Source organism: Veillonella seminalis, from assembly GCF_003992065.1.
In the GTDB taxonomy this organism is placed as follows: domain Bacteria; phylum Bacillota; class Negativicutes; order Veillonellales; family Veillonellaceae; genus Veillonella_A; species Veillonella_A seminalis.
The window spans coordinates 35,380-50,019 of record NZ_RQUZ01000006.1 but is presented as its reverse complement, the minus strand read 5'-3'; the positions used below and the strand labels follow the sequence as shown (position 1 = coordinate 50,019).

Here is a 14,640-nt window from a genome sequence, read left to right as displayed (position 1 = left end):
TTCACTAAATTCCTTTATAATTATTAGTGGAAATAAAAGTAATTTTCAGTTACTTCTTTTATTGAAATAAATCATAACTTTTTATAATAACAATCTACAAATCACGGGAGGTAGAATATGAAAACAAAATTGACTGAACTTCTTGGCATCGAATATCCGATTATCCAAGGCGCCATGGCTTGGACATCTGAACATATCTTAGCAGCTGCCGTAGCTAATGCAGGTGCAACCGGCGTTATTGCGACCGGCGGTCGTGAAGCTGACTGGGTACGTGACGAAATCCGTGCCACTAAGAAATTAACCGACAAACCTTTCGGCGTTAACCTTATGTTAATGGCTAAAAACATCGATGAAATCGTAGCCGTTATTAAAGAAGAAAAACCGGCTTTCGTTACTTTGGGTGCGGGCAATCCGGTTCCTTTCATCCAACCGATGCATGCAGCGGGTATCAAAGTTATTCCGGTTGTACCAAGTGTAAAACTTGCTAAACGCGTTGCTTCTGCCGGTGCTGATGCCATCATCATCGAAGGTCAGGAAGCAGGCGGTCATATCGGTACTCAGACTACTATGGCTCTTATGGAAAACGTATTGCCTGAAATCGACATTCCGGTAATTATCGCCGGCGGTATCGCTGACGGTCGTGCCCTCGCAGCTGCCTTAACTATGGGTGCCGAAGGCGTGCAAATGGGTTCCCGCTTCATCTTGGCCGAAGAATGCCAGATGCATCAGAACTGTAAAGATGCCATCATCAATGCAACCGACACTGACTCTGCGGTTACCGGCTTAACCAGCGGTCACGGCGGCGTACGTTCTTTGAAAAATGAATTTACTCAGAAATACTTGGAAGCTGAATTCAGCTGTGCTCCAAAAGATCAATTAACGACTATGTCCATCGGCACCAACCGCAAAGCGGCTGTTGAAGGCGACATCGTAAACGGTGCCGTACAATGCGGGCAAAGCTTAAACCGCTTGACTAAAGTTGAACCGGCTAAAGTAATCGTTGAATCCGTAATTGCCGAAGCTAAAGAAGCGATTAAAAAAGCACAGCGTTTTGCTTAAGCTTTAGTATTAACCTTACCATGGCCTCAACGAACCCTTTCATTGTTCCGAGGCCATGTCTTATTTAACAAAGGAGTTTTACTATGTTACCTTTTAACGGAAAATACCCAAAATTAGATCCAAAAAGTTGCCTCATGCCCGGTGCTGAAATAGCCGGCGATGTAGAGCTTAAAGAATATGCCTCCTTATGGCAAAACGTAGCTGCTCGCGGTGACGTTAATAAAATTATCGTAGGTCGTTACACCAATGTACAGGACAACTCCGTACTTCATGTAGATGACGACAAAGCCTGCGTATTGGGCGATTTCGTGACTATCGGTCACGGGGCCATTGTTCACGCTTCCACCTTGGAAGACAATGTCCTCGTCGGCATGGGTGCCATCGTACTCAGCGGTTGTCACATCGGTACCGGTTCCATCATTGCAGCCGGCGCAGTTGTGTTGGAAAACACCACTATCCCACCTTACTCTCTCGTTGTCGGTGTACCGGCAAAAGTAGTTCGTACCGATGAATCTCAGGTAGAACGCATTCACAACCAAGCTTTAAAATACAAAAACCTTTGGACTGAACGCTATGGTTTATTACCTGATGCAGGCGGCGAACAATATAAAAAAGGTGCTAAAATCGTTTAATACGACACGTCCCTTAACGAAGCAACCGTCAAAACTAAAAAACCATAAAATAAAAGAGGCGATGAACTCAGCTAACAACTGAGTCCATCGCCTCTTTTATTTTTTATCAGTCCATGGCAATAACAACTTCGCCCTTAGCCAAACTTTTTTTCACATCGATAATCCGCTGATTCTTTGAGCCTCTGAAACGCAAGCTCGGGTCACGCAAAGCATCGACAAATTTACCGTCCACCAAAATATCGCATTGTTCCAATAATTGGCGTTTGGAAGGACAAGCCGTAAGTTCATCCCAAGTATAACCGGAATACGCCCAAATATCCTTCTCAGGCACTGTTTCACGCACCTTTCTCACCACCGGTAATAAACCGTCTACGTTTTGGAACGGTTCCCCACCGAGTAAAGTTAACCCGGCCACATTAGGATCACTTACATAAGACAATACTTCTGCTGTTTCCTTATCGGTCCAAGGTTTTCCCGCTGTCGGATCCTGATATTCTTCGTTAAAACAATTGAAACATTTATGTGTGCAACCGGTAACAAAAATAGACGTACGGATACCGGATCCATTGGCAATATCTAATTTGCGAATTTGTCCATAATTCATTACGGCTCGCCTCCTCTACCTAACTATATTCAAAGAATGGTGGTACCACCTAATTACTCATTCTTATCTAATTAAAACTCTATGCTAAATAAAAAACAGGCCATGAAATCATGACCTGTTTTTGAGTGTTAAATATGCATTACTCGGTCTTTAATTTCTTTAGTACGTCCTTCGTTCCAGAAGTTTTCACCTAAATACCCGCAAGTACGGCGAATAACTGTTAATTTATCACGATCCGTATTATGACAACGTGGGCATTCCCATTGATTGTCATCATTAACTTTAATTTCACCGTCAAAACCGCAAACATGGCAGTAATCGGATTTCGTATTAAATTCCGCATAGGAAATATTATCGTAAATGTATTTAATCATAGTCAATACGGCCGGAATATTATTGGTCATATTAGGAATTTCCGCATAGGAAATACAACCGCCGGTCGATTTTTTCTGGAATTCCGATTCAAAGGAGAATTTGTCGAACACATTGATTTCTTCACGTACATTTACGTGATAGCTGTTAGTGTAGTACCCTTTATCGGTAATATCTTCGATTTCACCGAAACGGGCACGGTCCAAGGAGCTGAAGCGATTCGTCAAGCTTTCAGCCGGTGTACCGTATAAGGCAAAACCCATGTTATGACGTTTCTTCCATGTTTCAATGGCTTCATTCAAACGATCCATAACTTTCATGGCAAATACACGGCCTTTTTCACCTGTATTGGATTCGCCGGTAATAAGCTTAGTCGCTTCGTACATACCGATGTAGCCCATGGAAATCGTAGCATAGCCGCCTTTAAGGAATTTCGCAATGGATTCACCTTTTTTCAGACGGGCAATTGCACCATGCTGCCAATGGATTGGTGAAACATCACTGGTTACGTTCTTCAATAATTCATAACGCAATAACAATGCTTTTTCAACCAATTTTAAACGTTTATCCAAGATTTCGAAAAAACGTTTTTCACTGTGTCGAGCCAAGATACCGATCTGCGGTAAGTTAAGGCTTACAACACCCATGTTAAAACGACCGTCGAATACATACTCGCCTTTTTCATTTTTCCAAGGGGACAAGAAGGCACGGCAACCCATCGGACTGAATACATTACCTTCGTAGATTTCCTTCATTTTCTTAGCGGAAATATAGTCCGGATACATGCGTTTAGCCGTACATTTAGCAGCCAATTCAGTCAAATAATAATATGGCGCATCCGGATGAATATTATGTTCATCCAATACATAAATCAATTTAGGGAAAGCCGGTGTAATATACACATTGGCTTCGTTTTTAACGCCTACAATACGCTGTTTCAAAATTTCTTCGTCAATAAGCGCTGCTTCTTTGGCATATTCACTGTTAGGGTCAAAATGCATAAACAAGGTTACAAACGGAGCCTGACCGTTCGTAGTCATTAAAGTATTAATTTGATACTGAATCGTCTGAATACCGTCTTTAACTTCTTTGCGTGTACGTTTCCAAGCGATTTCTCGGGCTTTTTCCATATTCGGTTTCATGCCGTAGATTTCAACCTGTTCTTCCAAAACATTAGCTAACAGCTTTTCATAGGATTTACGTACGAACGGTGCCAAAATACGATCAATACCGTTAATACTCTGGCCGCCGTATTGACCGGACGCAACCTGTGCAATAATCTGAGTTGTTACGGTACAAGCAACCTGGAAGGACTTAGGTGTATCAATCTTTTTGCCGTTAATAACGGTGCCGTTGTTGAGCATATCCTCCAAATTAATCAAACAACAGTTAAACATCGGTTGAATAATATAGTCCATGTCATGAAAATGGATAGCGCCGCTGTCATGAGCTTGTACGATATCGGCCGGAATCAATTTACGACGGGCAATATCTTTGCTCACTTCGCCGGCAATCAAGTCACGCTGAGTGGATACGATAGCTGCATCTTTGTTGGAGTTTTCATCGAGCAAAGCAGTGTTACTGCGATCCAATAAGCCAAATACATCTTTGTCGGTGGTATTTTCTTTACGCTTAAAAGCTTGAACAGCTTTGTAATTTTCATAGGCACGAGCTGTAGCAGGATTGTGGTATTCCAATAATTTGTAATATACCTGATCTTCAATGGCATAAATCGTCAATGTTTTACCGATTTTATGGGCATACTCTTCGATTTCATCAGCGATACGATCCGCCATGCCTTCTTCGTACAAACCGGTACTGCTATTCATAGCTTTTTCGATAGCTATTACGATTTTCGTTTTGTCGAATGGTACTTTATGACCATCGCGCTTAATTACCTCCAACACGGTAAAGCCTCCCTAACAGATACTACTAAATATAGTATGTAAACTAAAAAAAGATATTGACAAATAAGCAATGACCATCCGGTCATATAGTTAAATACCCCTGTACTTACCTATAAATGGAAGCAACCGGCACCATACAGTCACCAGTTGCTTTCGTCTTGCTTATTATACAATATCTTGTAGTTGATTGCAATATTTTATACTATATATTATTTTCATGCTTGACAAGACTTTGCCCGTATAATTGCTTTAAACGCACAATATCAACCTTCGAGCAGGCTGTCAAAGGCAACTCATCAAGCCAAATAATATCCTTCGGGCGTTCTTTTGTAAGCAGTCGTTCAGAAATAGCACCTACTATATCTTGTATAGCGGCATTTTCACTTTTTACTAAAAAAGCTACCGGTTGTTCCCCACGAAGTTCGTCCGGCACACCGATAACAGCACCGGCCGTCACCCCGTCAATGGCCAGTAAACGGCTTTCTAAATACGGAATCGACAATTTATAGCCGCCCCGATTAATCATAGCCTGTTTGCGTCCCGTAAAAATAAGGCGTCCGCTGTCACTGATATACCCCGTATCTTCGACCGTGAACGGCAAAGTCAGACCTTCTATACCATATGGTGTATCTACATAAATAAAACCGTCATCGCCCACAGTTACACGAACGCCGGGAAACGGATACCCTACCGTATTCGGCTCAGCCAACCATTCTTCGCCGGAACAATAAGAAATATAGTTGAGCTCACTGGCTCCATAATAGAGAATAAACTCTGTAGCCGGCTGCAAAGCCTTTAATTTATGAAGTAATTTGGCATCCAATGTCTGTGAACCGGTAAATATCATCCGCAATTTAGGTAAATTATCCTGCCATACAGCCGTAACCAAACGCAATTTAGTAGGCAGCAAATACCAATGAGTAACAGACCATTTTTCACTCAAAGTAAGCCACGTACGCGGTGACATGTGAGACGCGGTAATGACCGTTCCTCCTTCATAGATAACCGACACGAGTGTATTTAAATTACCTGTAAAGCTCAAACTTCCCTGCAAAAAGATTATTGTATCAAAATCTATTTTAAAAATTTCATTCTGAGCTTTGAGAAAATCTACCCAACTCGGCAAAGGACGCCATAAAATTTTAGGCAGCCCCGTGGTCCCCGAAGTAAGTACGCCGAAATCAGCCTTCGGATTAACTTTACGATCAATGACAAAGCCGTATTTAGCCTGCAATTGTGTCATGCGTTCATCACTCAAATCGGGATGACACAGAATCGGTAACTGCCCTGCTTTCATGGCACCAATCCACTTTGTCAATTGCGTCCACACCGAACCGGAGCGGATATAGTTAATCGATGAACCTTTGACAGATTGCTGTGCTGTCTCGGCAATAGCTTTATTTAGCATTTCATACGTATAGACCGCATCATCAACCACTATAGCCGGCTTATTCGGATAATTAACGGCTAAATAATCAAGACGCTGCCAAAACGTGAGGCCCGACAGCTGAGGGGTGCTTAATATACTTGATTCGCTCACCGGCTCCACGGAACTCCACGTATCATTTTTACTCACCTTTGACCGCCTCCATTCGTTCAATAAGCATAGCTGTCCCCATACCGCCTGCACCGGCAATGGCACAAATACCGTAACGACCGTTGCAGTGATCTAAGGCAGCCATCAAATGAAGCAATATAATAGCTCCCGAGCAGCCATACGGATGGCCGTAAGCCAATGCACCGCCCAGTCGGTTATATCGATCTGTATACGGCTTATAATTGCGTTCAAACAGCACATCAATAACCGCAAAAGCCTCATTCCATTCAACGGCGTCTATATCAGCCATGTTGAGCCCTGTTTTGGCCAATAATTGTTCGGTTGCCTGCCAAGCGCCTTCGGGGCTATATAAAGGATCGCCGGCAAAAGTAATGGCATCCGCCATTTTAAACGGTCCCGGCGTATTACTCAAAGCGACAAACGCCGCCCCGTCATGAGTGAAACAGGCATTGCCGGCCGTCACCAAAGTACCCGGCCCCAAAATTGGCTTCATGCGGTTCAAAAGTCGCTGTGACAAACCGGGCCGTACAGATTCATCAACATATTCTTCACCCATACGCAAAATATAAGGAGCCAAGATTCCTTCATCACGGGCTTTACCGGCCGCCTGCTGACTGCGCATACTCCAATAATCCAGCTCTTCTTTGCTCACATTATATTTTTTAATTGTCCGTTGAGCCCCTTTTAACATGGCCAAGGCATCATTTTCCTTTGGTGAAAACTGAGCCACTTTATATTCACCGACTCTGTCGTCACCGTCGGCATATGTTCTGAGCGGCTGCAACGAACTACTTTCCGTACCGCCGGCAATTACACAATCGGCCATATCGCTGCGAATAGCCCGGTACCCTTGAATAATAGCAGCACCGGCCGAGGCACATTGCATATCCACCGTATAGGCCGGCGTTTTTTCACCGTAACGAGAATACATAGCAGTCAAGCGACCGATGTTACCGCCCGTGCCCACTGCATTACCGCAGATAATTTCATCCGCCTTAGGATATTGTGCATACAAAGCATCCAACACACGAGCTCCCAATATTTCCGGTTTTATAGTTTTAAATTGCCCCTTATATGAACCAATGGGCGTCCTAAGGCCGCCCATTATGTACACCGGAGACAATGTTTGTTGTGTCTTCATTATGCCTCCAACAATTGTCTCTTAAATATTTAATTTCGCTGCTTTAACACTTAACCAAGCGGCAATACCGCATTTAATAAGGTCGCCCGGAATGAACGGCAATACATAGCCTGCTATAGCGGCTTCCAAACCGATATTCGTAACAATCATGCCACCAATCATACCGAAAATGTAAGTAATCGGAATCGTAATCACCGCAGAACGCCAGAAATACCCGAAGAAAGAAGGCGTTTTGCCTTTAAACATACTGAGGATAGTATACGCAATCGGATAGCTGATATAATAGCCGCCTGCAGGTCCTAAAATTTTACCGAGACCGCTGGTACCGCCCGAGAATACCGGTACACCAATAATCCCCAATAACAAATACACACAAATGGTAATGAAGGCTTCTTTTGGCGGTAATAAAAATCCGATTAAGCATAATACCAAAGTCGTAGCCGTTACCATAGCAGGTGAAAACGGAATCGGGAATGAAATATAAGCGGACACGCAGGTTAAAGCCACGAGTAACGCCATTTTAGTCAATTTACGAGTATCCGACATAATAAAAAACCTCACAAAAAATAAATAATAATACACCGTATGAAATATCAGCCAATGATTATAACAGCTGTCATACTACATAATAAGTCCCCTGACATCTCATTCAGCTAAGACAGCTTCTTAATTATATTACTTGAAGGTACAAGTAAATACCGGTCTGTGTTCTGTAAAGCCTTGAATAGTACGGCCATTCGTTTCTAACGAAATCAACTCATTTACAAAGGTTGGTCGTCGGAATCGAATTTTAATAGCGGAAACAGGTGCCAATGTCCGGCTTTGCAAATACTCGGCCATAGCCTCCATGATCAAACAACCGGGCACCACTGCATTTTCCTGTTGGTGAATACTGTTCATATCTCGCACATCGGTTACAAAGTCCAAAATCTCAGTGCGACTGAATGCCCGCCACGGCGTTACATCAACCGGTATGTGGTATTCGGCCTTCGCCGGTTTCGGTTTAACCGGTATTGATTCAGCCGTTAACACCTTCAGCAAAACGGTAAGCCCTTCCTCACCGCGTGCCAAATCGGTTTCATACCATTCGCCGTTCTGACGAATCTCGGTACGTTCCGTTGATGTATCAAGCTGTCGCCATTTCAATTGCGCAATCACCATAGTACGCGGTAATTCTTTATCAGCATCAATCATAGCCCTAAATAACTCACGCATTTTGGAGCCTCCCTCTTTCGCAAATCTACTTAAAATTATATAAAAATCATAGTCTTTCGTCAACTGTATCATATTTCGTCGTTAACAAATAAAGCCTTTCCCAAAGCGTACTCAAAAGCTGTGAAGTACTTACTTTGAAAAAGGCTTTAAACAACTTTAATAACTGCAAATCAAACAACAATCGGATCAAAACTGAATCAAACAATTCATTAAATAAAATTTGTTACAAAGTTTTAATCAATTCTTTCAAGTACTTATGGAATAAGTCTTTACATTGTTCAGACCGCAAACCGTATTCCACAGTGGCTTCCAAATAGCCCAAACGATCACCGATATCATAGCGGCGGCCTTCATATTCCAAAGCGTACACATCACTCTGCAAACCGGCCAAGCCATCGGTGAGCTGTAATTCACGACCTGCACCGAGCGGTGTATTTTCGAGTACCTCAAAGATTTCAGGCATCAAAATATAACGCCCCAAAACGGCCAGATTCGATGGTGCCAAATCACGTGACGGTTTTTCAACCAAGCCGTCCACTTTATAAATATGCGGTTCAATTTCATGGCCCGCTACAATACCGTAAGAACTTACCTTTTCTTCGGCCACACGCTGGGTACCTAAAATCGTTCCGCCCAGGCGGTCATGGCAATCCATTAATTGCTTTAAGCAAGGATGTTCGGGATTATATACCACATCATCACCGAGCAATACGGCAAACGGTTCATTACCTACGAAAGCTTTCGCACAAAGAATAGCATCGCCCAAACCGCGCGGTGCTTTTTGGCGAATAAAATGAACACGAATATCCGCCAAGGAACGAACCACAGCCAATTGTTTTTTCTTCCCCTGTTGTTGCAGCAACTGCTCCAATTCAACACTGGTGTCAAAATGATCTTCGATGGCTCTTTTATTGCGCCCCGTAATAATCAAGATTTCTTCGATGCCGGAGGCCAACGCTTCTTCCACAATATATTGAATCGCCGGTGTATCGACAATCGGTAACATTTCTTTCGGTTGTGCTTTGGTAGCCGGTAAGAAACGAGTACCGAAACCGGCGGCCGGAATTATGGCTTTGCGAACTTTGCCCATGTTAGAAAGACCTCTCTTCATCTGCTGACAATAGCGGTTACATAAAATTATAAAACGATGTTTGATTCAACAGTAAACGTCAATCCATTGCCCAAATGGCTTATTAGAAGTCTTTGGCAACGACTGTATAAGACCATTTTTTCTGTTTAGACTGATATGTGAGCCAACCTTCAAAGGAGTGCATATCACGATGCCATGTATAGTCTACATAACGTAATTCACCGGACTGCACATCGCGCTGCGTCGAAATAACAAAAGTATCAAGACGTGTTAAGCGGAAAGAGGCACCGGCACGGAAGTTACGCAGAATATCTTCACGGTCGAACGGATATGGTGAATTATCTTTCGCATTAATATTATTCTGGCGATAGCCTGCAAATAAATTTACGCGAGAATTTAAGCGCCAGTTAGCATTACCGCCCCAGTACGGCATACTGCGAACGTGGTCGTTATAACCGTAATAGTCACGTTGATAGCCTGTATAGAATCTTAAATTAGCATTTTTGGCCAATTTAATCGGATCATGGCTGACTTCACCAAAGTACATATAATGACTGCCTTTGATGTAATCTTCCTTCCAGTAACCCACATTACCGCCGCCGCGAACAGTAAACGGCGTATCGCCGATATGATATACATTGGTATATACAGAAAATTCCGGTTTCTTTTCAACCCAAACGGTACGGGCATTTAAAGTGGCCGATTCTCGGTTTACACCAAAGGTAGCAACGCCCCAAGGCAAGTAATGACGATAACCGTAACTTGGCTTAAAGCCTTCTTTGGTCATCCATTGATAACGGAAGAATAACTCACCGCTATCACCCACAGGGTATGCAATACTGCCTTTTAAGCCGAAGCCGTCATCACTGGTATATGAAGGTCTCGGAATCAAATTAAACACATTAAATTTGCCTTTACGGTCACCGCGCAAGGACACTACATATTTCTTGGTACTTAAAATTTTGCCGTTTTTAATAAATAATTTGGCGTCGTGAATAATCGCTTTATCACCGGGATATACTTCAATCGTACTGCCTTCAATACGATAATCCGGTACTCCTTTATACGCCATGGCATGTTCGGTCGTAACCCAACCGTTCGTAATGAGGCCCTGATTACCGTCAAACTCAGCCTTCTCCGCTTTTAAATAGTACGGATCCGCAAAGCCGGTAACATTAGGTGTCGTCATAGCATTGGTACCGCTGTTAAACACCAAATCTTGACCGCGTAAATCTTTGGTAGCCCCTTTATTTTCAAGGTAATGAAATTCGCCGTCTGTCGTATACTCTTGGGACTTGGTGTTACCTAACAATTTTTCACTATGAATTTCACGACTGCCCTGGTAAGCATCTACTTTACCGACAGCTACCACATTACCGGTAGCACTGCTGTAGTACATGCTGTCCGCATCCACTTTAACCGGCATTTCACTGTCACTGACCGTTGTTACCGGTTGACCGCGGCGCACTACACGGATGAGTCCGCCATCGGATTCGTTCATAGGCACTATCGATACCGGATTGGAATCGGTTGATATATCTTGAGCATTTTCATAAACCAAGCCTCTATCATCAGCAGCCTGCACGGCTAATAAAGGCATGGCGACTAAAGCGGCACCCAATGCGTACTTAGCCTTTTTCATTACCATCTTTTACCTACCTCATTTTCATTGGATTAGTTGCGTTTCACAACGATAATCGGTTGTGATTGCGATACACTTGTTTGATCGGATGATTCTTCTGCTTCTGAATCTGATTCTTCTACCGTACCGGACGAATTATCGGACTCTTCCACTGTAGTAACCGGAGTTTCGGAATCTTCAGCGGAATCTGCCGGAACTAAAGTTACCGGTTCGGATGCGTCACCTAAATTATATTGATCATAGGAATCTTGTGAATTCGGATCGCTCGAATTATGAGCCTGACCGTCACCGCCGATTACAATGCCTTGAACCGTTACCGTTTCTTGCGGCTGTACGTAAATAGTGGCTCCTACCGGTAAATCAATATTTTTACCTTTTACAAAGAAACCGCCTACCAAACCGACAGGCCCCAATAATACGGCACCTGCTACAGAAGCGCCGGCTGCTTTCAATTCCTGTTGCGTGCGAGCCTTGGCTTCGTCCCCTTGAACAGCCGTAAATTCAGTACCATCCAAAGCTGGAACTTTATCAAATATTAAATCCAATTTACCGCTGCGACCAAAGGAAGACGCTTTTTTCAATTCGGAAATATGACCTTCACCGACAGTACCGGCCGGTACCAATAAAATATTACCGTCCATAACATCTTCGGCTACAGTAAAGGTAAACTTATCGCCTAATTTATTGGTAGCCGTATTAATCGGCGTATCTAAGGTCACCGCAAATACATCAGTAGAAGCTGCCGAACCGACTTGAGAAGTCAATTTCAACGGTGCGCCGTTAATCGTTTTGGCTAAAGAATTAATACGCGCATCCAAAGCACCGGTACCAATACGACCGGTTACACTGCGTTCCAATTGTTCCACTCGGGATATCAAAGAACCGGTACCGATTTTATTCTGATAATGCCATTCCAACATGGAAAGTTCCTGACTGACCGATACTTTACCGCGTACATTACCGTCGATAGAATTATATAAAGAATCAACTTGTGAATTCAAAGTGCCGGAAGAGTCTTTACCATACACGGTCTGACTGATTTGTTGTACACGGTCGACCAAAGCCCCTACCTGTGTTGAACCGTAAACGGTATTTTCTAAAGCATCTGTTTTCTCTAGTACTGTTTCCGGAGCCGCCGCCCATACCTGGCCTGACATAAGTGCTGCTACCGCCAACAAAAGCATTTGTTTTTTCATACTTCCTCCAATTACAAGAACTGAACTACAATTGATATTTTGATATGTCAGCTCTGATTTCAAATCAACCTGTTTTCAAAGCATTAGATTTTAATATCAATAATAGCGGATACGCCGACCCCTTGAATACGGGAAGCATTAACCGGGTTCTTGCTGTCAATCGGTACTAATCCCTTAACACGAGCTACATTGTTAAAGCTGGCTTCAATCTGAGCTACCGCTTCAACACGTTCCACTTCGGAAGCAGGACCTGTTACCTGAGCAGCCCCGATATAACCGTTTGTGCCTACGCTGACAATCGGTACAACTTTAGTTGTATAGGTAGTGCTCAAATTGTTTTGAGCCAAAATTTTGTTCAAAAAGTCATTAATTTGACCACCGAAACGGTCAACTAAAATACCTACGCCGCCGACTTTTAAAATACTGCCCAAATTCAAGCTGAACGCTTGTGTGTTATTTACAAATGCACCGGTAGAAAGTGTAGCAATCGATACAGCCATAACCGTAGCCAATAATTTCTTTTTCATATCTATATCCTCCTCTATCGTATACATAATAAGCTGTTTATACTGATGTTATTATATCACAAATCAAAGCGATTGTCCTTGCTTAAACGACGATAATACGCCATTCTTTGTATAATTTATCAAATTTTTATATACCGTCACACATTGTTCATATTGTGCCTGACACGCCCATGGCGATTTACGATATACCGGCTTTATTCACCTTAAATTTTTATATGCTGCCACACACCTGTTCTAAATCGCCACCCCGAAAAAACGGTGCGTAAACTTTGGTCGATTAAAAGCGCCACCCAGGCACCGTAAAGCCCGAATCCCCATGTAAAACAAAGCAGATAGGTAATGATTGGTCTGAAAATAGCGATAACAAAGAGCGAATACTTCATAACATAGAAGTTATCGCCCGCCCCTTTAAGCACGCCGGAATACACCAATTGCAAGGCTTGCGGAAAGCTGGCAAAAGCCATCAAAATCATAATATCCGCCCCCAGTTGCCAAACGGCATAATCCTGAGTGAAAAAATCAAATACCACATGGCGCAGACCGAAATAAACGATAAACCCGATAACCGAAATAAAGAGCGCAATGCGTACCCCGATCTGTCCGTAAGCCTCTGCCAAATCAGGGCGTTTTTTACCAAGCGACTGCCCTGTATAGGACGCGCCGGAATAACTGAGTCCCATGGCAAAATAGTAAAAAATATCGATTAAATTCATACAAATATGATGCGTTGCCAATGCAACAACCCCCAAAGAGGCGACCATTTTCGTATACGCAAACATGCCGAAACGCTCAAATGCCTGTTCCCCCAAAGAGCTGCCGCCAATGTAGTAAATAGAGCTTAAAATATTGCGGTCAAAACGCCAGCTCCCGCGATGCCAAGACAGATGCGAATCTTTGGTATGAATAGCATAGAGCAACAGAAAACAAATCAAAGTATAACTTGTCATAGTCGCTATACCGGCCCCTTTAATCCCCAAGGCGGGAATCGGCCCTAGCCCGTAAATTAAAGTAAAACTCATAACTACATTCAGCACATTGCCGATGGCATTGGCTTTAAAAATGGCCTTCGTATTCCCTACCCCGATAAGAGCCGCCCCGAGCATAACACCGATAGCGGAGAAAAATAAACCGATAATAACGAACTGACCATAACCGACGGCTTCATCAATATACGACGCTTGCGCACCGGCAAAGGTTAAAACAGGTTCTAAAAAATAAAAACTCAGACACAGTAAAGGTACATAAAATAATATGGTCAATAAAATCCCCTGTTTGAGCACAGAATTCATCATTTCATAGTCTTCTTCCCCTTTACGGCGCGCCACAATAGCGGTAATGGCAATCGCCGCGGAACGCACGAAAACGAGCATGACCATAAGCGGTTGACTCATAATCCCCACTGCTGCCAACGCATCGGCCCCAAGAGCCCCGACCATGGCCAGATTAACAGCCGTCATGAGCTGCAATAAGAGCCCCTGCATCGTAGCCGGCCAGGCCACATCGATATATTCCCTATAAATTTCTTTTGTCGTCGGTACCGGCCCCAAACGTTTAGCCGGCGGCAAAATATAATCTATGCCTAATCGTCCCGTTAAGCCTAAAAACATGACTGCTCCTCTTTATAATTTAATTAAAAAAACACTCCTAAACAGAGGTCAAGGCCCTTGCCTAGGAGTGTTATCTACTCATATTTAATT

General features: G+C 43.2%; 13 protein-coding genes. 2 read left to right on the top strand and 11 right to left on the bottom strand.

Features of this window, described 5'->3' with window-relative positions; genetic code table 11:
• Positions 1-117 precede the first annotated feature (117 nt).
• Both EO126_RS05120 and EO126_RS05115 read left to right on the top strand, forming a co-directional pair.
• Positions 118-1,059: a nitronate monooxygenase gene (locus EO126_RS05120; protein ID WP_127007834.1), complete on the top strand. Its 942-nt coding sequence runs from the start codon at positions 118-120 to the stop codon at positions 1,057-1,059.
• Positions 1,060-1,142: 83 nt separating this feature from the next.
• Entirely contained in the window at positions 1,143-1,691 is a 549-nt protein-coding gene (locus tag EO126_RS05115; protein WP_006554992.1) for a gamma carbonic anhydrase family protein, read from the top strand.
• A 106-nt stretch (positions 1,692-1,797) separates the two neighbouring features.
• On the opposite strand, the gene nrdG is transcribed toward EO126_RS05115, so the two are convergent.
• The 11 genes from nrdG to EO126_RS05060 form a co-directional block, all read right to left on the bottom strand.
• The gene (nrdG, locus tag EO126_RS05110) at positions 1,798-2,295 is read right to left on the bottom strand and encodes an anaerobic ribonucleoside-triphosphate reductase activating protein (protein ID WP_006554993.1); all 498 of its coding nucleotides are present in this window, start codon (positions 2,293-2,295) and stop codon (positions 1,798-1,800) included.
• Positions 2,296-2,423: 128 nt separating this feature from the next.
• Positions 2,424-4,574, bottom strand: a complete 2,151-nt coding sequence (gene nrdD / locus EO126_RS05105) for an anaerobic ribonucleoside-triphosphate reductase (protein ID WP_127007832.1) — start codon at positions 4,572-4,574, stop codon at positions 2,424-2,426.
• Between the two features lie 202 nt (positions 4,575-4,776).
• On the bottom strand, positions 4,777-6,150 hold the full coding sequence (locus EO126_RS05100) for an AMP-binding protein (RefSeq protein ID WP_127007830.1): 1,374 nt from the start codon (positions 6,148-6,150) through the stop codon (positions 4,777-4,779).
• A complete protein-coding gene (locus EO126_RS05095) occupies positions 6,143-7,273 on the bottom strand; it encodes a thiolase family protein (RefSeq protein WP_127007828.1) in 1,131 nt (376 codons plus the stop codon). Before EO126_RS05095 ends, EO126_RS05100 begins: the two co-directional genes overlap by 8 nt.
• Positions 7,274-7,294: 21 nt before the next feature.
• Entirely contained in the window at positions 7,295-7,819 is a 525-nt protein-coding gene (locus tag EO126_RS05090) for a biotin transporter BioY (protein ID WP_006554997.1), read from the bottom strand.
• Between the two features lie 129 nt (positions 7,820-7,948).
• Positions 7,949-8,488 carry a hypothetical protein gene (locus tag EO126_RS05085; RefSeq protein WP_127007826.1) on the bottom strand — a complete coding sequence of 180 codons (540 nt, stop codon included), beginning with the start codon at positions 8,486-8,488 and terminating at the stop codon, positions 7,949-7,951.
• Between the two features lie 223 nt (positions 8,489-8,711).
• Positions 8,712-9,578, bottom strand: a complete 867-nt coding sequence (gene galU / locus EO126_RS05080) for a UTP--glucose-1-phosphate uridylyltransferase GalU (RefSeq protein WP_006554999.1) — start codon at positions 9,576-9,578, stop codon at positions 8,712-8,714.
• A gap of 103 nt (positions 9,579-9,681) precedes the next feature.
• A complete protein-coding gene (locus EO126_RS05075; protein WP_127007824.1) occupies positions 9,682-11,226 on the bottom strand; it encodes an LptA/OstA family protein in 1,545 nt (514 codons plus the stop codon).
• A gap of 26 nt (positions 11,227-11,252) precedes the next feature.
• Complete coding sequence (locus tag EO126_RS05070; protein ID WP_006555001.1) at positions 11,253-12,416, bottom strand: hypothetical protein; 1,164 nt, start codon at positions 12,414-12,416, stop codon at positions 11,253-11,255.
• Positions 12,417-12,499: 83 nt separating this feature from the next.
• Positions 12,500-12,943, bottom strand: a complete 444-nt coding sequence (locus EO126_RS05065; protein WP_006555002.1) for a hypothetical protein — start codon at positions 12,941-12,943, stop codon at positions 12,500-12,502.
• A 203-nt stretch (positions 12,944-13,146) separates the two neighbouring features.
• The gene (locus EO126_RS05060) at positions 13,147-14,550 is read right to left on the bottom strand and encodes an MATE family efflux transporter (protein ID WP_127007822.1); all 1,404 of its coding nucleotides are present in this window, start codon (positions 14,548-14,550) and stop codon (positions 13,147-13,149) included.
• Positions 14,551-14,640 lie beyond the last annotated feature (90 nt).